The sequence below is a fragment of the Evtepia gabavorous genome, assembly GCF_003425665.1.
GTDB lineage: Bacteria > Bacillota > Clostridia > Oscillospirales > Oscillospiraceae > Evtepia > Evtepia gabavorous.
The window spans coordinates 70,171-95,450 of the sequence record NZ_QQRQ01000007.1; the positions used below are offsets into that span (position 1 = coordinate 70,171).

29 protein-coding genes are annotated in these 25,280 nt (G+C 53.5%); 22 read left to right on the forward strand and 7 right to left on the reverse strand.

Annotation, left to right across the window (positions count from 1 at the left end):
- Window positions 1-175 precede the first annotated feature (175 nt).
- The 8 genes from DV520_RS05955 (at window position 176) to DV520_RS05990 (ending at window position 6,337) form a co-directional block, all read left to right on the forward strand.
- Window positions 176-1,456 (forward strand): dihydroorotase, encoded by a 1,281-nt coding sequence (locus DV520_RS05955; RefSeq protein WP_117142121.1) that lies wholly within the window; start codon window positions 176-178, stop codon window positions 1,454-1,456.
- Complete coding sequence (locus tag DV520_RS05960; protein WP_021919185.1) at window positions 1,453-2,184, forward strand: dihydroorotate dehydrogenase electron transfer subunit; 732 nt, start codon at window positions 1,453-1,455, stop codon at window positions 2,182-2,184. Before DV520_RS05955 ends, DV520_RS05960 begins: the two co-directional genes overlap by 4 nt.
- Window positions 2,178-3,104 (forward strand): dihydroorotate dehydrogenase, encoded by a 927-nt coding sequence (locus DV520_RS05965; RefSeq protein ID WP_117142122.1) that lies wholly within the window; start codon window positions 2,178-2,180, stop codon window positions 3,102-3,104. Before DV520_RS05960 ends, DV520_RS05965 begins: the two co-directional genes overlap by 7 nt.
- Window positions 3,089-3,787 carry an orotidine-5'-phosphate decarboxylase gene (gene pyrF / locus DV520_RS05970; protein WP_117142123.1) on the forward strand — a complete coding sequence of 233 codons (699 nt, stop codon included), beginning with the start codon at window positions 3,089-3,091 and terminating at the stop codon, window positions 3,785-3,787. The genes DV520_RS05965 and pyrF overlap by 16 nt, the downstream gene beginning before the upstream one ends.
- Before the next feature lie 13 nt (window positions 3,788-3,800).
- Entirely contained in the window at window positions 3,801-4,433 is a 633-nt protein-coding gene (pyrE, locus tag DV520_RS05975) for an orotate phosphoribosyltransferase (protein ID WP_117142124.1), read from the forward strand.
- 56 nt (window positions 4,434-4,489) lie between these two features.
- Window positions 4,490-5,407 carry an aspartate carbamoyltransferase gene (pyrB, locus tag DV520_RS05980; protein ID WP_021919189.1) on the forward strand — a complete coding sequence of 306 codons (918 nt, stop codon included), beginning with the start codon at window positions 4,490-4,492 and terminating at the stop codon, window positions 5,405-5,407.
- Window position 5,408: 1 nt separating this feature from the next.
- Window positions 5,409-5,831: an aspartate carbamoyltransferase regulatory subunit gene (locus tag DV520_RS05985; protein WP_021919190.1), complete on the forward strand. Its 423-nt coding sequence runs from the start codon at window positions 5,409-5,411 to the stop codon at window positions 5,829-5,831.
- A 146-nt stretch (window positions 5,832-5,977) separates the two neighbouring features.
- A complete protein-coding gene (locus DV520_RS05990) occupies window positions 5,978-6,337 on the forward strand; it encodes a hypothetical protein (RefSeq protein ID WP_117142125.1) in 360 nt (119 codons plus the stop codon).
- 34 nt (window positions 6,338-6,371) lie between these two features.
- On the opposite strand, the gene DV520_RS05995 is transcribed toward DV520_RS05990, so the two are convergent.
- Complete coding sequence (locus tag DV520_RS05995; RefSeq protein WP_021919192.1) at window positions 6,372-6,638, reverse strand: GIY-YIG nuclease family protein; 267 nt, start codon at window positions 6,636-6,638, stop codon at window positions 6,372-6,374.
- Between the two features lie 273 nt (window positions 6,639-6,911).
- Here DV520_RS05995 and DV520_RS06000 point away from each other — a divergent pair, with 273 nt between their 5' ends.
- The 3 genes from DV520_RS06000 (at window position 6,912) to DV520_RS06010 (ending at window position 11,290) form a co-directional block, all read left to right on the forward strand.
- Window positions 6,912-7,661: an acyl-ACP thioesterase domain-containing protein gene (locus tag DV520_RS06000; RefSeq protein ID WP_165850048.1), complete on the forward strand. Its 750-nt coding sequence runs from the start codon at window positions 6,912-6,914 to the stop codon at window positions 7,659-7,661.
- Window positions 7,658-8,371 carry a M48 family metallopeptidase gene (locus tag DV520_RS06005; protein ID WP_117142127.1) on the forward strand — a complete coding sequence of 238 codons (714 nt, stop codon included), beginning with the start codon at window positions 7,658-7,660 and terminating at the stop codon, window positions 8,369-8,371. Before DV520_RS06000 ends, DV520_RS06005 begins: the two co-directional genes overlap by 4 nt.
- 189 nt (window positions 8,372-8,560) lie before the next feature.
- Window positions 8,561-11,290: a L,D-transpeptidase family protein gene (locus DV520_RS06010; protein WP_117142128.1), complete on the forward strand. Its 2,730-nt coding sequence runs from the start codon at window positions 8,561-8,563 to the stop codon at window positions 11,288-11,290.
- 111 nt (window positions 11,291-11,401) lie between these two features.
- On the opposite strand, the gene DV520_RS06015 is transcribed toward DV520_RS06010, so the two are convergent.
- The 3 genes from DV520_RS06015 to DV520_RS06025 are packed head-to-tail and all read right to left on the reverse strand — an operon-like array spanning window position 11,402 to window position 13,600.
- Complete coding sequence (locus DV520_RS06015; RefSeq protein WP_117142129.1) at window positions 11,402-11,968, reverse strand: peptidoglycan-binding domain-containing protein; 567 nt, start codon at window positions 11,966-11,968, stop codon at window positions 11,402-11,404.
- Window positions 11,965-13,200: a peptidoglycan-binding domain-containing protein gene (locus DV520_RS06020; RefSeq protein WP_021919720.1), complete on the reverse strand. Its 1,236-nt coding sequence runs from the start codon at window positions 13,198-13,200 to the stop codon at window positions 11,965-11,967. The genes DV520_RS06015 and DV520_RS06020 overlap by 4 nt, the downstream gene beginning before the upstream one ends.
- A 16-nt stretch (window positions 13,201-13,216) precedes the next feature.
- Complete coding sequence (locus DV520_RS06025) at window positions 13,217-13,600, reverse strand: hypothetical protein (protein ID WP_021919719.1); 384 nt, start codon at window positions 13,598-13,600, stop codon at window positions 13,217-13,219.
- 170 nt (window positions 13,601-13,770) lie between these two features.
- Between DV520_RS06025 and DV520_RS06030 the strand changes: the two genes are divergently transcribed.
- From DV520_RS06030 to DV520_RS06040, 3 genes are all read left to right on the forward strand, one after another.
- Window positions 13,771-14,484 carry an MBL fold metallo-hydrolase gene (locus tag DV520_RS06030; protein WP_242984656.1) on the forward strand — a complete coding sequence of 238 codons (714 nt, stop codon included), beginning with the start codon at window positions 13,771-13,773 and terminating at the stop codon, window positions 14,482-14,484.
- Window positions 14,485-14,590: 106 nt separating this feature from the next.
- The gene (locus tag DV520_RS06035) at window positions 14,591-15,523 is read left to right on the forward strand and encodes a YARHG domain-containing protein (protein ID WP_117142130.1); all 933 of its coding nucleotides are present in this window, start codon (window positions 14,591-14,593) and stop codon (window positions 15,521-15,523) included.
- A 24-nt stretch (window positions 15,524-15,547) separates the two neighbouring features.
- Window positions 15,548-16,186, forward strand: coding sequence for a CatA-like O-acetyltransferase (locus DV520_RS06040; RefSeq protein WP_117142131.1), 639 nt, complete (start codon window positions 15,548-15,550; stop codon window positions 16,184-16,186).
- 44 nt (window positions 16,187-16,230) lie between these two features.
- On the opposite strand, the gene DV520_RS06045 is transcribed toward DV520_RS06040, so the two are convergent.
- Entirely contained in the window at window positions 16,231-17,520 is a 1,290-nt protein-coding gene (locus DV520_RS06045; RefSeq protein WP_242984657.1) for an acetyl-CoA hydrolase/transferase family protein, read from the reverse strand.
- Between the two features lie 127 nt (window positions 17,521-17,647).
- Entirely contained in the window at window positions 17,648-18,514 is an 867-nt protein-coding gene (locus DV520_RS06050; RefSeq protein ID WP_021919714.1) for a LysR family transcriptional regulator, read from the reverse strand.
- A gap of 212 nt (window positions 18,515-18,726) precedes the next feature.
- Here DV520_RS06050 and DV520_RS06055 point away from each other — a divergent pair, with 212 nt between their 5' ends.
- From DV520_RS06055 to bcp, 8 genes are all read left to right on the forward strand, one after another.
- Window positions 18,727-19,968, forward strand: a complete 1,242-nt coding sequence (locus DV520_RS06055; protein WP_021919713.1) for a 2-hydroxyacyl-CoA dehydratase subunit D — start codon at window positions 18,727-18,729, stop codon at window positions 19,966-19,968.
- Complete coding sequence (locus DV520_RS06060; RefSeq protein ID WP_021919712.1) at window positions 19,965-21,098, forward strand: 2-hydroxyacyl-CoA dehydratase subunit D; 1,134 nt, start codon at window positions 19,965-19,967, stop codon at window positions 21,096-21,098. Before DV520_RS06055 ends, DV520_RS06060 begins: the two co-directional genes overlap by 4 nt.
- A gap of 23 nt (window positions 21,099-21,121) precedes the next feature.
- Window positions 21,122-21,904, forward strand: a complete 783-nt coding sequence (locus DV520_RS06065; protein ID WP_242984658.1) for an acyl-CoA dehydratase activase — start codon at window positions 21,122-21,124, stop codon at window positions 21,902-21,904.
- A gap of 106 nt (window positions 21,905-22,010) precedes the next feature.
- Window positions 22,011-22,526 (forward strand): macro domain-containing protein, encoded by a 516-nt coding sequence (locus tag DV520_RS06070; protein ID WP_117142133.1) that lies wholly within the window; start codon window positions 22,011-22,013, stop codon window positions 22,524-22,526.
- Between the two features lies 1 nt (window position 22,527).
- The gene (locus DV520_RS06075; RefSeq protein ID WP_021919709.1) at window positions 22,528-22,926 is read left to right on the forward strand and encodes a (deoxy)nucleoside triphosphate pyrophosphohydrolase; all 399 of its coding nucleotides are present in this window, start codon (window positions 22,528-22,530) and stop codon (window positions 22,924-22,926) included.
- Window positions 22,923-23,681, forward strand: a complete 759-nt coding sequence (locus DV520_RS06080; RefSeq protein WP_117142134.1) for an EFR1 family ferrodoxin — start codon at window positions 22,923-22,925, stop codon at window positions 23,679-23,681. Before DV520_RS06075 ends, DV520_RS06080 begins: the two co-directional genes overlap by 4 nt.
- A gap of 36 nt (window positions 23,682-23,717) precedes the next feature.
- A complete protein-coding gene (gene yaaA / locus DV520_RS06085; protein WP_117142135.1) occupies window positions 23,718-24,497 on the forward strand; it encodes a peroxide stress protein YaaA in 780 nt (259 codons plus the stop codon).
- On the forward strand, window positions 24,469-24,948 hold the full coding sequence (bcp, locus tag DV520_RS06090; RefSeq protein WP_117142136.1) for a thioredoxin-dependent thiol peroxidase: 480 nt from the start codon (window positions 24,469-24,471) through the stop codon (window positions 24,946-24,948). The genes yaaA and bcp overlap by 29 nt, the downstream gene beginning before the upstream one ends.
- 94 nt (window positions 24,949-25,042) lie before the next feature.
- Here bcp and DV520_RS06095 read toward each other — a convergent pair whose 3' ends face one another.
- Window positions 25,043-25,225 carry a hypothetical protein gene (locus tag DV520_RS06095; protein WP_117142137.1) on the reverse strand — a complete coding sequence of 61 codons (183 nt, stop codon included), beginning with the start codon at window positions 25,223-25,225 and terminating at the stop codon, window positions 25,043-25,045.
- Window positions 25,226-25,280: the final 55 nt, after the last annotated feature.

Sequence of the window (25,280 nt, forward strand, 5' to 3'; positions counted from 1 at the left end):
CCTCGGCGAGAAGATGGGAATATGACAGTTTGGCTCTCGCCATAATTCGTCAGGCTGGGAAAGGAAATGTGATAGAAAGAAATATTATTTCATTAAGAATTGACAGAACGTCTGGTATCTGGTAACATACTACAAACGCCAAGTGCTACTTTTCAAGACGGGAGGAAACAAGTGCATGAAGATTCTCCTGAATCAGGTGACGGTGTTTCGAAAGGGAACTGCGGAGAAGCTGTCTGTTCTCGTGGAGGACGGTCGTATTGTTTCTCTTTCCAAGGAGGCTCCCACCCTTTCTGACGCCCGTGTGATTGAATTAAAGAATGGTTCTTTGTTTCCCGGTTTCGTAGATGTCCATGTTCATCTCCGTGAGCCGGGTTTTTCGTACAAAGAAACCATTGCCACAGGGACGCGGGCTGCGGCCCATGGGGGATTTACCGCCGTGTGCCCCATGCCCAATTTGAAGCCGGTGCCGGACAGCTTGGCACATCTGCGTCCTCAGTTAGAGGCTATTGCCCGGGACAGCGTGATTCATACCTATCCCTATGGCGCCATTACCGTGGGAGAGCAGGGGGAAACGCTGGCCGCATTGGAGGAGATGGCCCCCCATGTGGTGGCTTTCTCTGATGATGGAAAAGGGGTGCAGGACCCGGAAAAAATGAAGCAGGCCATGCGGCGGGCGAAGGCACTGGGCAAACTGATTGTGGCCCACTGTGAGGACGAGAGCCTCATTCAAGGCGGTTATATCCACGATGGTGCCTATGCAAAGGCACACGGACATAGAGGCAATCCCTCCGCCAGCGAGTGGAAGCAGGTGGAACGGGATTTGGCGCTGGTACAGGAGACAGGCTGTGCCTACCACGTCTGCCATGTGTCCACCAAGGAATCGGTGGAGCTGATCCGCAGTGCCAAGCGGGAAGGGCTGGATGTGACCTGTGAGACCGCGCCGCACTATCTGGTATTCCATGATGGAATGCTTCAGGAGGACGGGCGATTCAAAATGAATCCTCCCATTCGTGGGGAGGAGGACCGGCAGGCACTCATTGCCGGAATTTTGGATGGGACAGTGGATATGATTGCCACGGATCACGCGCCGCATTCCGCCGAAGAAAAAGCGGGGGGACTGGAAAAAAGCCTCAACGGCATCGTGGGCCTGGAAACGGCCTTTCCTGTGCTCTATACGGAGTTGGTGAGACCGGGGGTTCTCACCCTTGCACAGCTGATTGACCTGATGCACACCAATCCGGCCAAGCGATTTGGCATCGGTGCGCCCCTGGAGGAAGGGGCAACGGCTGATTTTACGGTATTTGATTTAGATGCGGAAGAGACCATTCAGCCGGAGCACTTTCTTTCCATGGGAAAAAGCTCTCCTTTTGCAGGCCGGAGCGTATTTGGAACGTGCTTATTGACTATCTGCGGCGGAAAGATCGCCTGGCAGGCGGAGGGGGGAGCGTCCCGATGAAGCGAGGAAAGTTTACGGTTCTTCAGAATAAGGAACTGGCGCCGGCCACGTTCCGAATGGTTTTAGCGGGAGACACAGAGGCCATCACCGCGCCGGGACAGTTTGTGAACATCGCGCTGACAGGGAAGTTTCTCCGCCGCCCCATTTCCGTCTGTGACTGGAATGAGGCGCAGTTGACTTTGATTTATAAGGTAGTGGGGCAGGGGACGGCACAGATGAGTCAAATGGTGCCGGGGACGGAGTTAGACCTCCTGACTGGCTTGGGTAATGGCTATGACTTGGAGAAATCCGGGGACAAGCCCCTGCTGATTGGAGGCGGGGTTGGGATTCCGCCGCTGTATGCCTTGGCCAAAAAGCTCATTGCACAGGGCAAATCGCCTCGGGCTATTTTGGGGTTCAACCGGAAAGAGGAACAATTTTTGACTGCGGAGTTCCGGGCATTGGGGATTGCAGTCTCTTTGACCACGGTGGATGGTTCCCTGGGGATCAAAGGCTTTGTCACAGATGCCATGCCCCAGACAGGATATACCTATCTGTATACCTGTGGGCCTGCGCCCATGCTTCGGGCCATCGACGAAAAGGCTGTGACCTCGGGACAATTCAGCTTTGAGGAACGGATGGGCTGTGGGTTTGGAGCCTGTATGGGATGTACCTGTCAGACCAAATATGGCAGCAAGCGAATTTGCCGGGAGGGCCCCGTGCTGGAGAGGGAGGAAATTCTATGGTGAAGACCGCAGTGACATTGAGCGGCGTTTTACTGGACAATCCCGTGATTCCTGCCAGTGGTACGTTTGGATTCGGATATGAATTTGCTCAGTGGTATGACATCAACTGTCTGGGTGCCATCAGCATCAAGGGAACCACCCGGGAGCCTCGATTCGGCAACCCGGCCCCCCGGATCGCGGAGACGGCAGGGGGAATGCTCAATGCGGTGGGACTGCAGAATCCTGGGATTGACCGGGTGGTGGCTGAGGAGCTCCCCAAGCTGCGGGAGGTCTATCAAAAGCCGATTTTGGCCAACATCAGTGGGTTTTCTTTGGATGAGTACGTGACATGCTGCGCCAAGGCGGATGCCTCACCCTACACGGACCTCATTGAGGTCAATGTGAGTTGTCCCAACGTGCACCACGGGGGCATGAGCTTCGGAACGGACCCGCACATGGTTTATGATGTAACCCGGGCGGTGAAGGAAGTGTGCCGAAAACCAGTATATATGAAACTCTCTCCCAATGTGACAGATATTGTATCCATTGCCCAGGCCTGTGAGAAGGGCGGGGCCGACGGATTGAGTCTCATCAACACTCTCATGGGCATGCGGATCGACCTGAAAAAACGGGCGCCTGTTTTGGCCAACACCACAGGCGGTCTTTCCGGACCAGCGGTTTTTCCCGTGGCGTTGCGGATGGTTTGGCAGGTCTACGAGGCGGTCCATCTGCCCATCATTGGGATGGGCGGCATCCAAAGCGCGGAAGATGTCCTGGAAATGATGCTGGCCGGAGCGACCGCTGTGCAGGTGGGGGCGGCTAACTTAGTCAATCCGTTTGCCTGTCAAGAGATCATCGACAGCCTGCCCGGGCTCATGGAGCGCCTGGGCATTCAAGAGATCAACGAAATCATTGGAGGTGCCCACAGATGGGAAAAGATGTGATCGTAGCCTGCGATTTCAGCAGCAAAGCAGAAACCTTGGCATTTTTGGACCAGTTTTCTGGGAGAAAGCCCTATGTCAAAATCGGCATGGAGTTGTTCTATGCCGAAGGCCCGTCCATTGTGCGGGAGATTAAGGCAAGGGGGCATCAAATCTTTTTGGACCTGAAACTCCATGATATTCCCAACACAGTAAAAAAGGCCATGGCGGTTCTGTCCCGACTGGACGTGGATATGATAAACCTTCACGCGGCGGGCACCCGGGCGATGATGGAGGGTGCGCTGGAAGGGGTAACCCGACCGGACGGCTCTCGTCCCTTGGTGATTGCGGTGACCCAGCTGACGTCCACCAGCCAAACGAGAATGCAGGAGGAACTGCTGATCCCCAGAACGATGGAGGAGACCGTCATGGCTTATGCTGCCAACGCGGCCCAAGCCGGATTGGATGGTGTGGTCTGCTCTCCCATGGAGGCGGGAAAGGTCCATGAGGCCTGCGGCAGAAACTTTGTGACCGTAACCCCTGGTATTCGGTTTGCGGAGGGAGACAAGGGGGACCAGGTCCGTGTGACAACACCGGCCCAGGCAAAGGACCTTGGTTCCGATTATATTGTGGTGGGCCGTCCCATTACCGCTGCGGCAGACCCGGTGGCCGCCTATGAGCGTTGCGTGAGAGAATTTACAGATTGAGGAGGCGATTGCCATGAAGACAAAGATTGCGAAAGATTTGCTGAAGATTCAGGCGGTGTTTCTCCGTCCGGATGAACCCTTTACTTGGGCCAGCGGGATCAAAAGTCCCATTTATTGTGACAACCGCCTGACCCTCTCGGATCATCAGGTCCGTTTGGATGTGGAGAACGGCCTGGCGGAATTGGTTAAAACCCATTATCCCGAGGCGGAAGTCCTCATGGGGACCAGCACTGCGGGGATTGCCCACGCTGCCATTACCGCCCACCTGCTGGCGCTCCCCATGGGATATGTTCGCTCTGGCGCGAAGGATCATGGACGGAAAAACCAAATTGAGGGCAAGCTGGTTCCCGGACAAAAGGTGGTGGTGATTGAGGACCTGATCTCCACCGGCGGCAGTGTGCTGGAGGTGGTGGAGGTTCTGCGCCAGGCGGGGGCAGAGGTTTTGGGCATTGCCAGTATTTTTACCTATGGAATGCGAAAGAGCGTGGAACGCCTGGCCGAAGCTCAGGTGAAAAACGTAAGCCTGACCGATCTGGACACGGTGGCCCAAGTGGCGGCGGAAGAGGGGTATATCCGGGCAGAAGACCAGGCGCGGCTGCTGGCTTTCCGGGACGATCCCTCTGATACCCGTTGGATTCAGAAGTAACCGGCTGACACGGCCTTGTTTGTGTCTTACCGTGAACAGAAAGGAAGGGGCAGTGTATGAAGCGAGATTTGATTGACATCACGGATCTGACGGTGGAAGAGATTGACGAGCTGATTGCCAAAGCGGAGGATATCATCGAGCACCCCGAGGTTTACCGGGAGAAGTGCCGGTATAAAAAGCTGGCAACCCTTTTCTATGAACCTTCGACCCGAACCCGTTTAAGCTTTGAGTCAGCCATGTATGAATTGGGGGGACAGGTGCTGGGGTTCCATGAGGCCCAGAGCTCTTCCGCCACCAAGGGAGAAAGTGTGGCGGATACCGCGCGGACGGTAAGCTGCTTTGCGGATATCATAGCCATGCGCCATCCCAAGGAGGGTGCGCCGCTGGTGGCGTCCATGAAGGCTACGGTTCCGGTGATCAATGCCGGTGACGGGGGACATCACCACCCCACGCAGACCCTGACGGATCTGCTGACCATCAAACGGGAGAAGGGAAGACTGGATTCGCTGGTGGTTGGCTGCTGCGGTGACCTGAAATTTGGCCGGACGGTCCATTCCCTGATTGGTGCGATGTCCCGGTATCCGAATGTTCGTTTTGTGCTCATTTCCCCTGAGGAGCTCCGTGTGCCTGAGAGTGTGCGTACCGACCTGCTGGAGAAAAACGGCATTGACTATGAGGAGACCACTTCTCTGGAGGAGGCTATGCCCCAACTGGACATCCTCTACATGACCCGGGTGCAGCGGGAGCGGTTTTTCAATGAGGATGACTATGTCCGCTTGAAGGACAGCTATATCCTCACCCCAGACAAGCTTCGGACAGCCAAGTGGGATTTGGCCATTTTGCACCCGCTGCCTCGTGTCAATGAGATTTCCATTGCCATTGACGATGATCCCCGGGCCTGCTATTTCCGACAAGTTCTCTGTGGGAAGTTCATCCGAATGGCGCTGATTCTGAAATTGTTGGAGGTGGAGTGAGATGATCATAGGGACCATTGTAGATGGCATTGTCATTGACCATATCCCCGCAGGGCGGGGCATGGACCTCTACCGGGATCTGGGCCTGGATAAGCTGGAATGTGAGGTGGCGGTCATCAAAAACGCCTCCAGCGGCAAGTATGGGAAAAAAGATATTTTGAAAATCAATGAGGTCATTGACCTGAACTACGACATGTTGGGTTATATTGATCCTCACATTACCGTCAATATTATCCGCGGCGGAGAGCGGATGGAGAAAATTCATCCCCACCTCCCAGAGACGATTACGGGTGTCATCCGCTGTAAAAACCCTCGCTGTATCACATCCATTGAGCAAGAGCTTCCTCATATTTTCCGGTTGACCGACCGGGAACATGGTGTTTACCGCTGCTTATATTGTGACACGAAGGGCGGAAAACGATAAACGAGTAGAAAAGACTTGCCAAAGGCAAGCCTTTTCTTTTCTAAAGGAGAATTTGCCTTAGCCTGGACAGGGAGAGAGGGCTTGTGGTCCTTCGTGGAATATGGTAGAATGATAAAAATTGTGGAGGGGAAGGAGGCGGTATTTTCATGCCGCAAATCGTAAGCAATCTGCCTTGGCTTGTGATCTGGGTGGTTGTCTTTTTGGTACAGAGCTACTTCTTTCGGAAGAAAAATTCCTTCGGGTCCTTGATCCTTTTGTGGCTGACCTTATTGGTGGGGATTTTTTGGGACCAGGCCCTCCGTGCGTTGGTACCGGGGATTCCTGAGATGTGGCTTTTTGGAACCCAAATTTGGATTCTCTTTCTCATTGTGGCGGTGCGGCACTACCTGAACTATCGAAAAGGAGGCCGTGGCCGGGATGCTTCCGGGGACAAAGCGCCAGAGCATCCTATGGAACCAGGCGAGGAGGGGGAGACTTCGGGTTCGTCCACGAAAACAGAAGAATAAAACAAGCCGTGAGGGATTGCTGTGTCGAAGCCCCTCACGGCTTGTTTCTGTATGGGTTGGAAGCAATCAACAGAAGCTTTGCTTTTCTGCTGAGTTGTTTGATCTCCCACTCTCGCCGCATTGCTTCCGTTTTGCTGTCAAAGACCTCGCAGTAGACCAGATGTACTGGGCGGCGGGGACGAGTATATTTCGCTCCAGTGCCGGCATTGTGGGATGCCAAACGCCTCTTTAGGTTGGTGGTCCAGCCTGTGTACAGAGTGTTGTCAGCGCAAAGAAGAATGTAAGTATAGTTTTGTTCCATGGCTTTTCCCTTGCTTCCTGCGAAAAAATGTTGTAAACTATTCAATTAAGGAAGTAAAATCATTGGTTTCCCGGGAAATCCGGGTGAAAATCGTTGTCTTTTTTCTGGACTGGATGGGAAGGAACGGAGGATGGCGGCTCCCAATAGGGGAAAAGAGGGGTATCCCTGGAAAACCAACATAGATTATACCGAAAGGGAAGGGACGACGCAACCGTTTTTGTGGTCGATTCTTTCCGGTGGGACAGCAACCCGATAGAAGATAGGAGAACAATTTTGAAAAATCACTATGAAAAAGAAGTGAATCTCACCTCCACTTACTCTGACCGCCGGTGTGAACTGGGGATCTTTCAGGCCGCTTTGCTTTTGCAGGATGCGATGACAGAGCTGTTTCATCAGTACCGCTGTGATGCCATTCGACTGTCTCGGACGCATCAGGTGGTTTGGGCTGTGGCGCGGACGAAAATCTGCTACGACAAAGAAATGCTCTGGATGGATCATATCCGGTTAAAAGTCTTTCCTGTAAAAGTATCTCCCATTTCCATTCATTTGAATGTCCTATTGGAGACATTGGACGGAGAACCCCTTCTCCGGGCACGGCAGGAGATGTGTGCCATTGACGTGCGGGACCACAGCCTTCGACGGGTAGACAGTACGCCATTTCCTATGGACATGGATTTGCTTCGGCCCGTAGTCACGGCGCCCTGCCGGAGAATGAAGCTGAAGCTGGGGGAGGAATGCTTGGTCTATTCTTATCAGGTCCGTACCATGGACACGGATTTGAACCACCATATGAATAATACCAATTATATTCGACTGATTCTGGACGCCCAGCCATCCTCGTTTTGGGATAGGTATCGGGTACAGGAATTTGATGTGCACTATGTCAATGAATCGGTGGAAGGAGAGGAGATTCAGGTTTACTGCCAGACGGAAGCCCAGGAAATGGCTGTGCAGATTAAGCGAGGTGAAACGACACTGGTGAAGGCGTTTTTGCAGTTAGCGCAGCGGGAAAAATCAGAATGAAACGCTCTATTGTCCTGCATGGCCAGCAGGTTTCCTATGAACTGACGAGAAAACCCGTGAAGTATGTTAACATTCGGGTACGGGCAGACGGTTCCGTGAGCGTCTCGGCGGGAGAGTGGGTTTCCGAGGGACAGATAGAGGCGATTTTACAGGCGCGTGCATTGTTTCTCCTGCGTGCTTTGGAGAAATTTTCAGCACAGGCAGACCGCCGCCCGGCGCCGTTGAGCTATCGGACTGGGGAGCTGCTGTATTTACTGGGAAAACGATATGTCTTAGTGCTGGAGCAAGGGGAGAAAAATACGGTCTGTCAAAAGGAAACACAGATTGTCTTGACGGTGAAGGAACCGGAGAATGCCGCCCTGCGGAAAAGGGTTATGGAGGCTTTCTTGAAAGCCCTGTGTCTCTCGGTGACGTCTTCCCTCTGCGGTGCCATTCAGCCATCTATGGCGCATTTGGGAATTCCTATGCCGGAAATCCGAGTTCGTTCCATGACATCCCGTTGGGGGAGCTGTACGCCGGGCGCCCGGCGGGTTACCTTTGCCCGGCAGTTGGTGGAGGCGCCGCTGACCTGTATTGAATATGTGGTTTTCCATGAGCTGGTTCATTTTCTCCATCCAAACCACTCCAGACAGTTTTACGCCTGTCTGGAGGCCTTTGTGCCGGACTGGAGAGAGCGGCGACAGGCCCTCAATGACTATACGTACCGATAATATTTTCTGTCTCATTTCACAGCACAGCGTCAAACGCTGTGCTGTTTTGTTTGGAAAAGAAAAAGGAAAATTTCCCAGGCCAGTTGCATTCTGCCGGAGAATCCGCTACACTGAACCCATAGGTTTTACAGGTTGCACAGCGGCCGTGTGAAGTCATATGAAATTACCCAGAGTTGGGAGGAACCAGAAATGAAGCAACCCTTTCGAGCTATCATTCCCTTGCTTTTCAGTGTGGCGCTCCTTCTGAGTTTGACCACCACGGCCAGTGCTGCGTTTTCTGACTTTACAGATGTCAAAGGACACTGGGCAGAGGGCACCTTGCACCAGGCCTATGATGACGGTATCCTGAAAGGATATGACGCCAAGACCATGGCGCCCAACCGCAGTGTGACCATGGTGCAGGCGGTGACCATTCTGTGCCGAGTTCTCCATGTGACGGGGCTGGGGGATATTTCACAGTTTGAGATTCCGCAGGATGCTTGGTATGCCCAAGATGTGGCGAAAGGGGTTTACGCTGGATTGCTGGAGGAACAGGATGCCCAGGTCCTAAACGACCCCATTCCCCGGGGACAGGCTTTTATCTTGTTTGGCCAGGCGTTTCAAGTGGTTGGCGCACAGCCGGATTTGTCTGTACTGGACCAGTTCCCCGATACTGCGTTTCTGACAGGAGAACAGGCCCGTGCCGCAGCGGCTTTGGTGGAAGCGGGAATCGTCTCCGGCAGTGGGGGGGCGCTTCAGTTGGACCGCCCTCTGACTCGGGCGGAGTTTGCCACGATTCTGTATCGTTTGGCCGATCAATATATCCCAGCGGCAGAGTATGAAGGGCATATTGGAACCGGATCGGTTCTTTCCGGAGATGCGGAGATCGTAGGGAGAACAGTCGGCGATTTGTGGTTTGATCAGTCCTCTTCGAATATTCACTTGACGGATGTTACCGCGTCTTCCGTTACCATTCGCGCAGACCGGCTGGAATCCCTGAGGCTGGACGGCACAGGGAAAATTGGACGGTTGGTGTTGGCCGCAGGGACTGGAGACGTGGCGCTGACGCTGCCAGATACCTATTCTTTGGAAACCCTGGCTGTGGGCGAGGGAACGGGCGCGGTATCTCTTGCCGGAACGGTCTCCCGGCTGGAGGTCACAGGGGAGGCCCGGACCATTTCCATTGACAGTTCTTTGGACGCGCTGGTGGTTTCAGGCAGTGGAAACACCATTTCTGTGAAGCGTGGGTGTGCCATTGGACAGATTGTCATTCTGGGCACAGACAATGTTCTGACGCTGGATGGGACCTCGGATACCCTCTTGCTGGCGGGACGAGACAATACTGTGCGGGGCAACGGACGTGTCACAGAGGTCCAGTTAAATACGCGTTACTACACCCTTACCGTGTCCAAAAAGCAGCTGATTCCCTGGACAGGATATGATATTAAAAACGTCGAAGTGGAAGTGGAAGCCCCTGCGAAGCTTCCTGCCGGGGAGTCGTTGAAAGCAACGGCCCATCTGACGGTACCCGAAGAAGACCTGGGAAAGCTGTGCACTGGCTCCTGGTATCTCAATGGGGAACTGATGTCCCAGGCGCCTGTACGCCTGGGACAGGGAGACCCGGTTTCCGACTTTCTCCCCAACTATACCCATGATCTCAAGTTAGACGGAACAGTAAAATTTGTTTTAAGCTATGAAAACAATGATGGGGACACCTTTACCAAAGCGGCCTCTGCACCTGTTGCACTGGAGACCTTCCCGGATTTGGGTCTGGCTGACGCGGAGATCGAGGTGGTGCTGCCGGAGGTTTTGGAAGCAGGACAGGCGCTGATTGCCACAGCAGAGGTTAATACACCGGAGGTGGGACAGTCCTGCATGGGCTACTGGTATGTGGACGGAGAGGAGGTGGCTTCTGGCCCCCTGACCCTTGGAAGCGGTCCGGCAACGCTGGTGTATCGCTATGATTATTACTACGGTATGCCGGAGACCAGTACCGTCTCTTATCGTCTGACATACACAACCCAGGATGGCAGAGCGCAGGAAGTAACCGGGGCCTCTCAGCTGACCCTGGAAAATTTCCCGGATAACGGCATCGCCCGGGCGACAGCCACACTCCAAGCCCCTGCCAAGCTGGAGGCGGGAAAGACACTGGAGGTGACAGCTTCCATTCAGTATCCGGAGGCGGGGAAGGCTTGTACGGGGACTTGGTATGTGGACGGTGCGCAGGTTGCTGTTCAGCCGGTTTTGCTGGGTACGGATACCCCGAAGCTGTCTCACAAATACAAATATACTGAGGATATGAAGCTGACCTCGGAGATCAAGTTTGTCCTCTCCTATACCACAGCCGATGGCCGGGCACAGAAAGTTACTGCGACAAAAACCATCCAGCTGGAAAATTATGATTATCTGTACTACCATGGTCTGACCGCTGAAGATGTGCTGAAGACTGTCACCAGTGGTTATGCCGGCAACTATACATTGGCATGGGCGCAGTCTCACGATTATAAACCAGAGATCAAAACTGCTTGGGTCAATCTCAAGGGATATAAGAGTGATACAAAATATCTTGTTTGGGTCAATTTGACCTACCAGCGTGTGAATATTTTTGAGGGATCGCAAGGGAAGTGGAAGCTCATTCGAACCTGCCTGTGCGGCTCGGGCACCAATGCCACGCCTACTATCCGCGGGGTCTTTACCACCTCCTATAAGCAGTCGGCCTGGGATTATGGATCGTACTACTGTGGCCCTATTGTCCGGTTCTATGGCTCCTCTGGCTATGCCTTCCACTCCCGGCTGCAATACTGGCCGATGAATTCTGACCGGTACTACGATGCCCGAATTGGATTCCCGATCAGCCATGGATGCCTGCGGATGTATAATGAGGATATCTGGTGGATGTACAATAACATTCCCAATGGAACCACGGTGGTGGTCTATTGATGGGGAACGGGAACCAAGGAAAGTCGGAGAAACAACGAGTAAAGTAAGATGGCGGCTTTCTATATACAAAGGAGAAAATGGTCCCCCCGGCTTACAGCCGGGGGGACCATTTTATAGGTGTGTTTTTTGGTTGTTATCTATTTTTTGCACTGGTTTTTGTGAGACAAAGGTTTCAAACAGACGAACCAGCATTTCCCAGGTGTTTTGATCCAGAACGCCGGTTTGCGGAAGGCCGGAGTGTCCCTGGAGCCAGCGAAGGTTAGCTGTGGTGTCCTCATCCAGGACACCTGTGGAGGGGGTAGATGCGATTCCCTCCAGAATTTCAGCCAATGCACGGAACATATCTTGGAGAGGACGGAGTAGGGGAGAACTTTGGCCGGGGTGGATCAGTTCCGCACCTTGGGAAAAAATGGTGACAGTGCGGGGCGGTGCCAGATGACTGTAAGCCTGCAAAAAGGCGTTCATGATAGCGTCCCAAGTTCGCCGGTCTACGATACCAGTCACCGGGAAACCGTTTATCTTTTGAAACATCATTACCGCTTCCAGGGTTTCTTCGTCAAACCGGCCGGTGGGACGGAGAAAGGGGAGGGAACGGTTCACAAAGGCGATGGTACGCAGCATCTCCTGCAGGGTACTGACCGGCCCCAGGGAAAAAGCAGGGGGAAGTGAGGTGCTCATGATTCGCTCCTTTCTTGGTCATTGTCACTGGCCCCCAGTTCCAAGGGAAAGCCAGGGAACTGACCGGGCCGGGCAGAAAAATAGGAATGAAGGAGCTCTGGCTCGACTTCTCCAGAAGAGGGACTTTGGTAAGGGAAAAACTTGGGGTTGCTGAGAACGGTTCGGTCGATGCCAATGAACCGGTCTATAATAACGTCCCAAGTTTCCTCATCCACCGTTCCTGTCTGTGGCAGACCGGCGTCTAACTGAAGTGCTTGCACTGCGGCCTGGGTCTCATCTCCGAAGACGCCGTCAATGGTAAGGAATGGGATGGTGAGATAGAACTGTGCCAGAATCGAGAGAAGATACTGGAGAAGGGTGACGCTTTCTCCCCTTTGTCCATAGACAATGGCTTGGTGGTATTCGAAATCCAACTGAAAGAAGGTCTGCCCCTCGCTTACCAGTTCAGACAAGCGAAGAATTCCGGTATATAGATGGACCATCATGTACCAGGTGGATTTTCCAATGATCCCATCCACCGTTAAATTGAAAATGTGCTGCAGTTCCCGTACTGCGTCTTCAGTGGAAGAAGAAAAAATTCCGTCCACCTGCCAAATTTTTGGAATGGCGGGGTAGGCAACAGAAATACGGTTGATCATGATTTGAGCGACCTGGACCTCTGGGCTGATGTCTCCCAGGCGAAGGGGGGCGCCAGGATAGGAATATTGAATGTCTTGCATGGGGGCGTTTGTCACCAACTCAATGTTGTCACCGTAATAGTGACGCAAAATTTGTACCGAATCATATCCCTGCTGGGCCATGTTTTCACTCCCCCACTGTGAGAGTCCATCACAGACTGTGGTAGTGCCGTTGCAGAAACTGGCAGCCAGCGGCTCCACAAATCCCTGCCGTCGGATATAGACGGTAAAGAGCTCATCCACTAAGGTGCTGACGCTGTCAAAGATGTTTCTTCCTTTGATGAACTTTTGATCGTAAGCTGTGGACGCTGTGATATTGAAAGAGTATCCCTGACTGGGATAGAATTCCGTATAGACGCGATTTAGCGCAAAAGAGACTTGTGCCAGAATGTTGGCGCGAAGGGCGGAGTTGTGCCAAGTTGGGTAGACCTCGCTGGAAGCTACGTTTTTGATGTACTCTCGGAAGGAGATAGTCAGATTTTCCGCGTCGCTGTCTGGTGTACCTAAATGAACGGTGATATAGGTTGGAATATACGGTGTGACGATAATTGGCATAGAACCGCTCCTTCCTTTATAGGTCCTGTGGAGAGATATCCACTTTGCTGGCCGGCCGGCCGCCTGTTTCCGCCAAGGGGATCAGGGGCAAATCTTGAATACTGGCGATTCCAGGGAAAATTTGAACGTTTTGAATGAGCAAAAGCTGGTAGCCAGGGCACTCGACCCAGATATCGCAGAGGGAAAACGGAGTTTCCTGCCCGGGGGATTGGCTGTTTTGGGCGTCTGGCGTCTCAATGATGGTGGGGACGGTGTTGCCGCTGCGGTCACTGGTCTGAATGTTGATCAGCCGCTGACGTCCGCCCGGCTCATGCTGAAGAATGGAGACGGCGGCATCTTCCACAGGAAGTTGGCTTCGGCTGGTGAAGACACGGGTCATTAAAGTTCCGGAATAGGGCATAGCAATGACCTCCTTTCTCCCCAGTCTATGCGCAGGGCCGGTCCCCGTTGCAGGTCAAGGGAGAAGATTGACATTTCTACGAATATCCCGTAAACTGGGACAAAAATAAGCAGCCAGTCCCTTCTGCCAGCGATTTGGTATGGGGCGGCCGACGTTTTGGGGGGAGACACATGTTGAAGGTTACCTTTCTCTACCACAGTGCGTTTTTGGTGGAGCTGTCCCACTGCAGCCTTCTGTTTGACTGGTATGGGGGAGCAATCCCTGCATTTGACCGCCATAAACCACTCTATGTTTTTGCCAGTCATCATCATGGGGACCATTATTCCCCGGAGATTTTTTCCCTTCTGGGAATGGACAATGTCTGGTATGTACTGGCCAATTGCATTCGCCTGTCCGCCAAACGGAAAGCAGCCTTGGGTATTGAGGAGACGCATGTACTTCGGGTGTCTGCAGGGCGGACATTCCCGTTGGAAGAACTGCGGATTACGACCTTTCGTTCCACAGATGCCGGCGTTGCGTTTCTCGTTGAGACGGAGGGAAAAACCTTATTCCACGCAGGGGATTTGCAATGGTGGCATTGGGAAGAGGAACCGAAACACTGGAATGATGAGATGGAACGGGAGTTCAAAAAGGAAGGCGCAAAGCTGATGGGGCGGAAAATAGATGTGGCTTTCCTGGTTTTGGATCCCCGTCAGGAGTCGTACTTTTGGTGGGGATTTGACTGGTGGATGCGCACCATGCAGGTGCAGTTGGCCTTTCCCATGCACAGTTGGGAGTCTTTTTCCTTGACACAGAAGTTGAAGGCGCTTCCATGCAGCGAACCGTATCGGGATCGCGTGATGGAGATTTTTTACAATGGGCAGTCGTTTCTTCTGGAGGAATGAATGGGGAATGCTTGCCTTTTTCTTGCGTTGACCGTCTCTATATCGTATAATTAACCTAACAGTATGAAACGAAAAAGAGAGATTTTTTTCGTGGGAGGAAAGAAAGATGAGAAAGTATATCTTCCTGGCTGGCACGTTGGCACTTCTGCTGGCAGGCTGCGGGACCTCTGCGCCGGAGCAAACAGAAGCGTTGACTTCCATTGCGGCTTATCCGGAGACCATGCATTTGACGGTGGGAAGCCATGAGGGGATTCAAGTGGTACTGACCCCCTCCGATGCCTCGGAGCAGGAGCTGGTCTGGGCCAGCAGCAATAAAGCTGTGGCCACGGTGGATGAGGCAGGAATGGTCTCCGCTCTGTCCCAGGGAACCTGCACGGTGACGGTTGCATCCAAAGCATACAGCACGGTCTCCTGCCATGTGGAAGTCATTGTGGGGGAGGATGGCACCTCTGATGCCGCTGATAACTCTGGCGATGCTTCAGAAGAGGCGGAGGTCTCCTACGTGGAGGAGACCAATGCCGCTGCGGTGTACCCCACCTATTACCTGTCAGAGCGTGAAGTGGCGGCCATGGATGGAGAGCAGATTCAATTTATTATCAACCAGATCTATGCCAAAAACGGCTATGTCTTCCAGACGGGGAGTATTCAGAGCTACTTTAGTCGGATGCCCTGGTATGTGGCAGTGTCCAATGACGCATCCCGCCTGCAGATGTCATCCCTGGACCGCAGTAATTTGAATCTCTTGGTTCGTTACCGGGACAGCGGCGCGCAGGAAACCTCCTCCCTGGGATGGATTTGGACCCGGCACGCAGTGGATCAGGCTTTGACAGAGGATTACATTCGGAATCTGTCCCGCTATGATATTCAACTGCTCATCAATACCATTTATGCCAAGAACGGTTATATTTTTGAGACAGACACCCTCCAGATGATGTTCCAGGGACAGCCTTGGTACCACGGTTGGACCAGAGAGACGGATCAGTTGGAGTTCTCCTCGTTGGATCAGCAGAATCTTCGTTTACTGACTGCCTACCGTTAAAGATTCTGAAAGGAGAAGAAAAGAATGGAGTATCGTATTATCCCCATGGAGACCTACCCGCGGCGGGCGCACTTTGCCTATTTCAGCACAATGGCACAGCCGTATGCCGGTGTGACCGTTTCCGTTGAAATTACCCACTTTTTAGAGAGCGTACAGGAAAAGGGCAGCCCTTTCTTCCTCTCTTTCCTCTACTGCGTCTCCCGGGCGGCCAATCAAGTTCCAGAGCTTCGGCAGCGAATTTGGAAGGGTGAGATTATAGAATATCAAAACTGCCCAACCTCCCACACGGTGGCCTTGCCGGATGGGACCTACTGCTACTGCATGTTGCGCAGTGAAAAACCATTTCAAGAATATTTGCCGGAGGCGGTACAGGCCCAGGAGGCAGCGAAGCGCCGGCAGAGCTTGGAGGATGGAACAGAGGAGGAGTCTCTGCCTCTTTTGTTTGTCTCCTCCCTGCCTTGGATCACCTATGATGGCATTGTGCAGCCCACGCCTTCTCCCGCCGACTCCAATCCCCGGATTACTTGGGGGCGTTACCGCCGGGAGGGAACACGGGCCTTTCTCCCGGTTTCCCTTCTCTGCCACCACGCATTGGTAGACGGTCTGCATATGGCCCGCTTTTATCAGAATTTAGAGGCGGAGCTGGAACGGTGGAGCGGATAAGAAAGCTCCCTTCCCAAAATTACATGGGAAGGGAGCTTTTTCTGTTAGGAGGGATAGGGCTCTTTGAATCTCCGCTCGTAGGCTTCCTTGAGCTGATCCCGGAAGGAAGGGTGGGCAATGGCAATGAGTGCTTGGGCCCTCTGACGAAGGGTTTTTCCACGAAGCTGTGCGATGCCGTATTCCGTGACCACATAGTGGGTCTCAAAGCGGGAGAGGGTCACTGGGCGTCCCGCCTCAAATTGATCGACAATTCGGGAGGCTTTCCCGCCCATTGCGGTAGAGGGCATGGCGATAATGGATTTCCCTCCCTTGGAGAAGGAGGCACCCCGGACGAAATCCACAAACCCGCCCGCACCGCTGAAAATTTTATCGGCAGAGATGGCATCTGCTGCAACCTGCCCGATCAGGTCTACGCTGAGGGCGGAATTGACAGAGACCACATTGTCATTTTGGCCGATGATACGGGGATCGTTGACATAGTTGACAGGGAAAATTTGAAGTTTGGGGTTTAGGTGCGCATACTCGTATAATTCATCGCGGCCATAGAGGTAGGTGACCACGGACACCCCTTTGTTGATCTGCTTCCGGCTATTGTTGATGTTGCCTGCCTTGAGCAGGCCCAGTGCCCCGTCACAGAGCATTTCCGAATGAACTCCCAGGTCGTTTTTCTCCCCCAGGAAATGAAGAATGGCGTCGGGAATGGTGCCAATGCCCAGCTGAATGGCAGCACCGTCCTCAATCAGGCTGGCACAGTGCTGTCCAATGCGCTCTTCAATCTCTCCCACAGGGAGAATGGGACGGTGGAAGAGGGGCTCATCACATTCTACGGCCAGGTCAATGTCATCGATATGGACCAGAGTGTCACCGTATGTCCGGGGCATGTAACGATTGATCTGTGCGATGACCAGTTTGGCACATTCGGTGATGCACTTCGTATAGTCCACCGTCACGCCATAGGAACAGTACCCCCGTTCATCGGGAGGGGAGAGGGTAATTAAGGCTACGTCAATGGGAAGAAACCCTTCGTAAAAAAGGCGGGGAGATTCCCCGAAGAGATTGGGTGTGTAGTCAGCTCTTCCCTCGTTGACAGCATCCCGGCTGCCCGGCCCGGCAAAGAGCGAGTTATGCCAGAAGTGTCCCGCCATCTCCGGTCGGGTGTATTTGCAGGGGCCCAAGGCCAGCATGTGACAGATTTCCACCTGCTGATAGGCCTGATAGTTGTCCAGCATGGCGTTGACCAGGGCCTGGGGTTCCCCCACACTGTGGGCCAGGGCAACCCGGTCTCCGGAGTGAATATACTGCACTGCCTCTTGGGCTGTGACGAATTTTGCCATAACCATTCTCCTTCCTGTTGTCCGGCGGAGGCCCCGCCGCATCCTCATTTGCAGTATAACGGCCTGAAAGGAGAATGTAAAACGCGGAATCTTGAAACCAGGTATCAAGAAAATTGAGGGCATGGGCTCAGAGAGGCGCAGCCTGCTTGATGTGATGAAGAAACTGCCGGGCCGCAGGTGGAAGGGCCTGCGGGTTTTTGCAAGCCACACCAATCTGCCGGGTGGCAGGTGGAGACAGTTCCCGTTTGGCCAGACGATAGGGTGTGCGTTTGAGAAGGAGTTCCGGCAGAATGCTGATCCCCAGACCGCGCTCTACCATAGCCATAACGGCGTAGTCATCCTTCGCGGAATAGGTGATTCTGGGATTGCAAAGGGTTTTGCGAAAGATTTCTCGGGTCTCATTGTCCAGGGAGTCCGGACGGAGGATGTATGGCGCCTGCTTCAGTGCTTCCACAGGGAAGGTATCTTCTTCCGGGGCCTGGTCCTCGGGGAAAATTGCCAAGATACGTTCCTCCAGCAAAAGGGTACATTCAAAGTGACTGTTGGTTGGCAAACGGAGAAAACCAAGGTCGATGCGGCCCTCGCTGAGCCATCGCTCAATATCCTCGTAACTGCCCTGAAGAAGCTCAAACGTAATGTTGGGATGCCGCTGGGAAAAGGTGTGAAGCAGGTCAGGAAGAATATGCACGGAAACACTGAGGAAGGTGCCGATGCGCACCTGTCCAATCTCTAAGCCATGGAACTGGGCGGCCTGACGGGTGACCTCTTGATTTTGCTGGCAGACAGCGCGGATGGCGGGAAGAAGGGCCTCTCCCTCCGGTGTAAGCCGCACGCCGAACCGGTCGCGGGTCAAAAGTTTCAGACCCAGCTCGTCCTCCAATCCGGTAACAATGTGACTGATGGCGGACTGTGTGTAACCGAGGACCTCGGAAGCCTTGGTAAAGCTGCCCAGATCTGCTGTCTGCAATAAGACTTCGTACTTTTTAATGCTCATGGTGGGTGCCTCCCTGTTTTTTTCAATCGTATCCCTCACGTGTTGTAGTATATCATAAATCTTGTATCCTGTCCTGATTGGGGGTATGAAGGGTTTTGAAATCAAGTTTCAAAAAACGTAGTTTTACAAATCCTACGGAGCAAGGATATACTGACTTTAGAGATTCCCGGCGGGAAAGCCGGAAGAAAACCAACCGAACAGGAGGACTGACCATGCAGAAGCAAGCGATGCCGCGCACATCCAAGGAATGGGTGGATGAGATGCTGCGGGACCATTACCGGGATGCCCGGCAGGCCAAAGAGGACGGGCGTCTGGTGTGCTGGAGCACCTCCATTGCGCCCCAGGAATTGCTGACTACCATGGACATTGTGACCATGTATCCGGAAAACCATGCTGCGGCCATTGGCGCGCGCCGGGATACAGAGCCCTTTATTGCCTATACGGAGCGCAAGGGGTATTCTTCGGATTTATGTTCCTATGCTCGGGTCAACCTGGCGTATGCGGAGTTGCAGCACAGTGAGGCGGAGAATATGCCCATGCCGGATTTCCTCCTGTGCACCAGCAATATCTGCCACACGGTGATCAAGTGGTATGAAAACTTGTCCAAAGAGCTTAATATTCCGCTGATTATGTTTGACACGCCGTTTAACCACACCGACCAGGTGCAGGATCACAACGCCAAATATATGAAGGGACAGTTGTATCACATCATTGACCAGCTGGAGGAGATTACCGGCCGAAAGTTCGACTATGAGCGGCTGCGTGAAGTCATGGAGATCTCCAATGAGACGTGTTACTGGTGGAAAAAAGCCACGGAGCTGGCAGCTGCCCACCCCTCACCGCTGGATGGGTTTGACATCTTTAACTACATGGCCATCATTGTTTTCGCCCGGGGGACCACCCAGGCGAGGGATCTGTTCCATCTCTGGCACGATGAACTGCAGGAAAAAATCCGCCTTCACCAGGGACCTTGGAAGGATCAGGAGGAAAAATACCGGGTTCTGTGGGATGGGATTGCTTGCTGGCCCTACCTGCGTTACACTTACAAAACCTTAAAAAAATTGGGCATCAATATGGTGACCTCAACTTATCCCAAGTCCTGGACGGTGAGCTATGAAACCGGGGATATTGAAGGAATGGCACGGGCCTATTCCGGCAATGTCTATCCCAACCGGAATTTGAACTACGACGTGGATAATATGGTGGGCCTGGCGCGGAAGTTTGACCTGGATGGGATCATTTTTCACTCCAACCGCAGCTGTAAACTGATGGATTTCCGGCAGTATGAGGTGCAGCGCCGGGTTTTGGAGGCGTGCGGGGTTCCCTCTGTGATTTTTGATGGAGACCAGACGGACCCGCGGCTGTTCTCGGAGGCCCAGTATGAAACCCGGGTGCAGGCACTGGCAGAGATGATGGAGACCAACCGGGCGAAGAAAGGACGTGCGGCACAATGAAAACTTTGGAGATGATGATTCAGACACTCTGTCAGGCAGGTCGCTGTCCGGAAGAAACCATTCGGTCCAGTGTGAAAGAGACGGGCAAGCCTGCCGTGGGCTGTTTCCCTCTCTTCGTTCCAGAGGAGCTGGTCTATGCTGCCGGGTTCCTGCCGGTGGGGCTATGGGGGGGCATTTCCTCTTTCCAGAAGTCCAATCAGTACATTCAGAGCTTTGCCTGCTCTATCATGCGGGCCAACCTGGAACTGGGGCTCTCTGGAAAATATGATATGTTGAAGGCTGCGCTCATTCCGTCCCAGTGTGATACGCTGAAATGCGTTTGTGAAAACTTTAAGGTGGCGGTGCCCAAGGTCCCCGTCATCGGCGTCACCATTCCCAATAACCGGACCATTCAGGCAGCCCATGGGCAGTTGCTGGATGAGTTTGACTATCTGTCCCAGGCGCTGGAGCAGGTGCAGACAGCGGACTGCCGCCCCATGCCTCTGGAAGAGGCATTTGCGGTCTATGAGGAATACCGGGCCGTTATGATGGAATTCATTAACACTGTCCCAGATTACTTAACAACCATCTCTCCTAAAGTTCGTCACCTGATTCTGAAGGCAGCTTGGTTCATGGATAAAAAATACTATACCGCCCAGATGCGGGAACTGTTGGACGCGCTGAAAGCGCGGCCTAAGGAGGATTTTACTGGCAAGAAATTTTTGGTCACTGGTATCATGCTGGACGCGGAACCGGTTCTGGAGCTTCTGGAGGAGCTGGGGGTGGCGGTAGTGGATGACCTTCTCTGCCATGAATCCATGCAGTTCCGTACGCCAACCCGCGCTGGCGGAACCGTAGAGTCCAAACTGGCCTATCGTTTCCTGGACCTGAAGGGAGCCTCTCCTCTCTATGAGCCGAGAAAGCCCCGTGGAGACCTGCTCGCGCAGCTGGCCAGGGAGCGAGGAGCAGATGGCGTGTTATTCTGCCTGATGAAGTTCTGCGACCCGGAAGCTTTTGACCATCCCTTGGTCAAGAAAGACTTGGCAGCCCAGGGAATCCCTCTGCTGAGCATAGAGCACGACCAACTCGTCGAATCCACAGAGCAGCTTCGCACCAGAATACAGGGATTTTTGGAAATTAATCTGTCTTAAAGAAGATAAAAGGAGAGATTGCGGTGTATTTGGGATTGGATATTGGTTCCTCTTCGTCAAAGGCAGTTCTGCTGGGAGAAAATCAGGAATCCTTGGCGGCCCAGGTGGTGAATTTGGGCACGGGCACCAAGGGTGTGGGGCAGGTGCTGGAGGCAGTCTATCGCCAGGCGGGGATTGGGCCAGAAGAGGTTCGTTATACGGTGGTAACAGGCTATGGACGTATGACTTACCAGGGGGCGGATCGGCAAATTACGGAGATCAGCTGCCACGCCAAAGGAGTTTTTCACCTCTCCTCCTCTGCCCGAACCATTGTGGATGTGGGCGGGCAAGACACCAAGGTCATTCGTCTGGGGCAGGATGGAAGCGTGGAGAACTTCGTCATGAACGACAAATGCGCCGCCGGGACGGGCCGTTTTTTGGAAGTAATGGCCCGGGTGCTGGACTGCCCCATTGCCTCCCTCTCCCAGCTGGCCCAACAGGGAGAGGAAGTGGTTCCCATCAGCAATCTCTGCACGGTATTCGCTGAATCAGAGGTCATCTCCCACCTCTCCGCCGGTGTGTCCCAGGCCAATGTGGCGGCGGGTGCCATCGCATCCATTGCCACACGGATCACCGGGATGGCTGGGCGTGTCGGGGTGGAGCCGCAGGTGGTTATGACGGGCGGCGGCGCACTGAATGGCGCTTTGGTGGAGGCCTTAAGCAAAAGTTTGGGGCATCCCGTTTGCATTTTGGACAATCCTCAGGTGATGGGGGCCTTGGGTGCGGCAGTTTTTGCCTGGGAAAGCGCCCAAAAACAGCATAATTGAGTAGCCGCCGACGGAAGAATGCTCCGTCGGCGGCCTTTTCATTGACTTTGTATAGGCAGGCCGGTATACTGGGCTGTAGAAACACCAGAGAAAGGGGGCAATTTGTGTGCCACTTACGATTGTAAAACAGGACATTACCACGATGCATGTGGATGTCATTGTCAATGCGGCCAATTCCGCTCTGGCCCCTGGAGGAGGGGTCTGCGGTGCGATTTTTGCCGCAGCAGGGTATGCGGAGATGGCGCGTGCCTGCCGGAAGTTGGGAGGCTGTCCCACAGGACAGGCAGTGATGACAGAAGGGTTTGCACTGCCAGCGCAGGCGGTGATCCACACGGTGGGCCCCATTTGGCGCGGGGGAGAGGCGGGAGAGGCCGTGCTTCTGGGCAGCTGCTATCGTACCTCCCTTACTTTGGCGGCAGAGGCGGGCTTTCATTCCATTGCCTTTCCTCTGATTTCCGCCGGTATTTATGGCTATCCCCTGAAGCAGGCGTTGGAGATTGCCGTGTCTTCGATGCAGGCATTTCTCACCGAACATGAGATGCAAATCTATTTGACGGTGCTGGAGGAGAAACTGATCCCACTGGCGGAGTCGTTTTTGCGGAGAAAAGGGGAGGAAGTATAGCATGACAGAAGTGGTTGCGGCCTTGATTTGGGAAGGAGACCGCTTCTTGGCCTGTCAGCGCCCACCTGACAAGGCTCGAGGCCTGCTGTGGGAATTTGTGGGTGGCAAGGTGGAGCCGGGGGAAACCAAAGAGGCTGCCTTGGTGCGGGAATGTCAGGAGGAGCTGGGCGTCGTTGTGTCAGTGGGGGATCTGTTTATGGAAGTCACCCATTCGTATCCCGACCTTACTGTGCATCTGACCTTGTTCCATGCGGTGATCGTGCAGGGAGAGCCCCAAAAGTTGGAGCACCAGGACATTCGCTGGATCACCCGAGAAGAGATTTCTCAATACCCCTTTTGTCCGGCTGATGATGTGATTTTGGCCCGTTTGCAGGCAGGGGAGAGGGGAGCGCAGAAATGATTCTTTATTTTTCAGGAACAGGAAACAGCCGGTACGCGGCAGAGTTTTTGGCCCAGGCATTGGGAGACCAGGCGGAGGATGTAGGACTCTGGATCAAGGAGAGGCGAAAGGGTGAATTTCGCGCTGACCGTCCCTGGGTGGTTGTGGCCCCTACCTACGGATGGCAGCTGCCCCATGTGCTGATGGAGTTCCTCCAAACGGCGGAGTTTTCCGGCAGTCAGATGGTATACTTTGTCATGACCTGTGGGGGAGATATTGGAAACGCAGCCCAAAGCATCCAGTCCCTTTGCAGGAGAAAGGGACTTGCCTATCAGGGGGTGCTGGAGGTGATTATGCCGGAGAACTATATTGCTCTCTTCTCCGCGCCGGAAAAAGCGGAAGCCCAGGCCATTTTGAGGAAAGCACTGCCGACCCTGAACCAGGGAGCGGTTTGGATTGCAGAGGGAAAGCCCTTTCCGGAGAAGCGGGTAACCTGTCTGGACCGCCTGAAGAGCGGGCTGGTCAATCGAGTATTCTACCAGTTTGTGATTCGGGCGAAGCCTTTTTACAGCACAGAGGCCTGCACTGGCTGTGGCCGCTGTGTAGAGCTCTGCCCCCTGAATAATATTCACTTGGCAGAGCGGCATCCCCATTGGGGGAATCGATGTACCCATTGTATGGCTTGTATCTGTGGATGTCCCGCAGAGGCCGTCGAGTATGGACGCCGGAGCCGGGGAAAGGTGCGCTATTGGTGTCCAGAAGACCACAGGGCATGAATCAGAGATATATGCCCTATGAAAGGAGGAAAGCAGATGCGGCTGATTATTTCACCGGCCAAGAAAATGAAGGTGGACACCGACAGCTTTCCTTGTCACAGGCTTCCGGCGTTTTTGCCCCAAACCCAGGAAATTTTGGCGCGTCTGCAGACGATGTCGGGACAGGAACTGAAATCCCTTTGGAAGTGCAGTGACAAAATTGCTTTGCTGAACCAGCAGCGGCTGGCCTGCATGGACCTGCATCGTATGTTGACACCGGCGATCCTTGCTTACGAGGGAATTCAATATCAGTACATGGCACCTGGTGTGTTTAACCAGGAAGAACTGGCCTATGTGGAAGAGCATCTGCGGATTCTGTCAGGGTTTTACGGCCTTCTGCGCCCCTTTGATGGGGTGACGCCTTACCGTTTGGAAATGCAGGCCAAACTCGCCGTGTCCGGTGCCAAGGATCTTTACGCCTATTGGGGGGATACCTTGGCCAAGGCCCTTTCTCGGGAGACGCGGGTGATTGTCAACCTGGCATCAAAGGAGTACAGTCGTTGTATCGCGGCATACTTGCCCCCGGAAGTCACGATGATTACTTGCATTTTCGGGGAGGAGAAGGATGGAACCGTGGTGGAGAAGGGAACCCTCTGCAAAATGGCGCGCGGAGAGATGGTTCGCTATCTGGCCCAGGTCCAAGGGAAAACGCCGGAGCAAATGAAGGCATTTGACCGCTTAGGCTACCAATTTCGTCCCGACCGATCCGATGAGATAACCTATGTATTTTGTAAGGAGGATAAAGCCAATGTTGGAAGTTGGAACGAAAGCGCCTGATTTTATACTGCCGGACCAGCACGGCAATCCGGTTCGATTGTCTGATTTTTTGGGACAGAAGGTGGTCCTGTACTTCTATCCTCGGGATAACACCCCAGGTTGTACCAGGCAGGCCTGTGCGTTTGGGGTTGCCTATGGGCAGTTGCAGGCGAAGGGCGTGGTTGTAATTGGTATCAGTAAAGATACTGTCACCTCCCATGAAAAATTCGCGGCGAAGCATGCGCTTCCCTTCCTGATCCTGTCTGATCCAGAGCATCGGGTGATTGAGGCGTATGATGTCTGGAAAGAGAAGAAGCTCTACGGAAAGGTCAGCATGGGAACCGTGCGTGCCACCTATATCATGGATGAGAACGGCGTTATTGAAGCGGCTATGCCCAAAGTAAAACCAGATACCAATGCATCGGAAATCCTGGCCTACCTGGAAAAGAAGAACGCCGCAGACATTCAATAAAGTGTCTTCTTCCCGTAAGAGGGAAAGACAGTTTTATCATGATACTCTGGTCTAAAACATGAAATAACCGGTGAGGGAATTCTTTCCTCACCGGTTATTTCATGTTTTCCTCTTGTTCCCTGGGAGTAAAAGCGTATTTCCCGCGACACAGTTCATTGAGATATTCTTTTTTGAGCCAGATTGCCAAAGCTTCTCGCTGGGTTGGTGTTAGGTCCTCTGTGGAGGTTTGAATGCCCTGAACCCATAGGTAGCTTTCGCACCGGATGTCTTTGTCCATGCTGGATCACCTCTCTGCAAGTACATTATGCATGGAGAGGGGGATTCTTTCCTGT

Excerpts from the sequence above, each read along its gene's own strand:
- DV520_RS06030 (WP_242984656.1), top strand. The coding sequence starts at position 13,771 with ATGTTGAAGGTTACCTTTCTCTACCACAGTGCGTTTTTGGTGGAGCTG.
- DV520_RS06010 (WP_117142128.1), top strand. The coding sequence starts at position 8,561 with ATGAAGCAACCCTTTCGAGCTATCATTCCCTTGCTTTTCAGTGTGGCG.
- DV520_RS05990 (WP_117142125.1), top strand. The coding sequence starts at position 5,978 with ATGCCGCAAATCGTAAGCAATCTGCCTTGGCTTGTGATCTGGGTGGTT.
- DV520_RS05965 (WP_117142122.1), top strand. The coding sequence starts at position 2,178 with ATGGTGAAGACCGCAGTGACATTGAGCGGCGTTTTACTGGACAATCCC.
- DV520_RS05995 (WP_021919192.1), bottom strand. The coding sequence starts at position 6,638 with ATGGAACAAAACTATACTTACATTCTTCTTTGCGCTGACAACACTCTG.
- DV520_RS06080 (WP_117142134.1), top strand. The coding sequence starts at position 22,923 with ATGATTCTTTATTTTTCAGGAACAGGAAACAGCCGGTACGCGGCAGAG.
- DV520_RS06060 (WP_021919712.1), top strand. The coding sequence starts at position 19,965 with ATGAAAACTTTGGAGATGATGATTCAGACACTCTGTCAGGCAGGTCGC.
- DV520_RS06035 (WP_117142130.1), top strand. The coding sequence starts at position 14,591 with ATGAGAAAGTATATCTTCCTGGCTGGCACGTTGGCACTTCTGCTGGCA.
- DV520_RS05955 (WP_117142121.1), top strand. The coding sequence starts at position 176 with ATGAAGATTCTCCTGAATCAGGTGACGGTGTTTCGAAAGGGAACTGCG.
- pyrE (WP_117142124.1), top strand. The coding sequence starts at position 3,801 with ATGAAGACAAAGATTGCGAAAGATTTGCTGAAGATTCAGGCGGTGTTT.
- DV520_RS06075 (WP_021919709.1), top strand. The coding sequence starts at position 22,528 with ATGACAGAAGTGGTTGCGGCCTTGATTTGGGAAGGAGACCGCTTCTTG.
- DV520_RS05960 (WP_021919185.1), top strand. The coding sequence starts at position 1,453 with ATGAAGCGAGGAAAGTTTACGGTTCTTCAGAATAAGGAACTGGCGCCG.
- DV520_RS05985 (WP_021919190.1), top strand. The coding sequence starts at position 5,409 with ATGATCATAGGGACCATTGTAGATGGCATTGTCATTGACCATATCCCC.
- DV520_RS06055 (WP_021919713.1), top strand. The coding sequence starts at position 18,727 with ATGCAGAAGCAAGCGATGCCGCGCACATCCAAGGAATGGGTGGATGAG.
- DV520_RS06025 (WP_021919719.1), bottom strand. The coding sequence starts at position 13,600 with ATGCCCTATTCCGGAACTTTAATGACCCGTGTCTTCACCAGCCGAAGC.
- DV520_RS06005 (WP_117142127.1), top strand. The coding sequence starts at position 7,658 with ATGAAACGCTCTATTGTCCTGCATGGCCAGCAGGTTTCCTATGAACTG.
- DV520_RS06045 (WP_242984657.1), bottom strand. The coding sequence starts at position 17,520 with ATGGCAAAATTCGTCACAGCCCAAGAGGCAGTGCAGTATATTCACTCC.
- DV520_RS06015 (WP_117142129.1), bottom strand. The coding sequence starts at position 11,968 with ATGAGCACCTCACTTCCCCCTGCTTTTTCCCTGGGGCCGGTCAGTACC.
- bcp (WP_117142136.1), top strand. The coding sequence starts at position 24,469 with ATGTTGGAAGTTGGAACGAAAGCGCCTGATTTTATACTGCCGGACCAG.
- yaaA (WP_117142135.1), top strand. The coding sequence starts at position 23,718 with ATGCGGCTGATTATTTCACCGGCCAAGAAAATGAAGGTGGACACCGAC.
- DV520_RS06095 (WP_117142137.1), bottom strand. The coding sequence starts at position 25,225 with ATGGACAAAGACATCCGGTGCGAAAGCTACCTATGGGTTCAGGGCATT.
- DV520_RS06050 (WP_021919714.1), bottom strand. The coding sequence starts at position 18,514 with ATGAGCATTAAAAAGTACGAAGTCTTATTGCAGACAGCAGATCTGGGC.
- pyrF (WP_117142123.1), top strand. The coding sequence starts at position 3,089 with ATGGGAAAAGATGTGATCGTAGCCTGCGATTTCAGCAGCAAAGCAGAA.
- DV520_RS06040 (WP_117142131.1), top strand. The coding sequence starts at position 15,548 with ATGGAGTATCGTATTATCCCCATGGAGACCTACCCGCGGCGGGCGCAC.
- pyrB (WP_021919189.1), top strand. The coding sequence starts at position 4,490 with ATGAAGCGAGATTTGATTGACATCACGGATCTGACGGTGGAAGAGATT.
- DV520_RS06020 (WP_021919720.1), bottom strand. The coding sequence starts at position 13,200 with ATGCCAATTATCGTCACACCGTATATTCCAACCTATATCACCGTTCAT.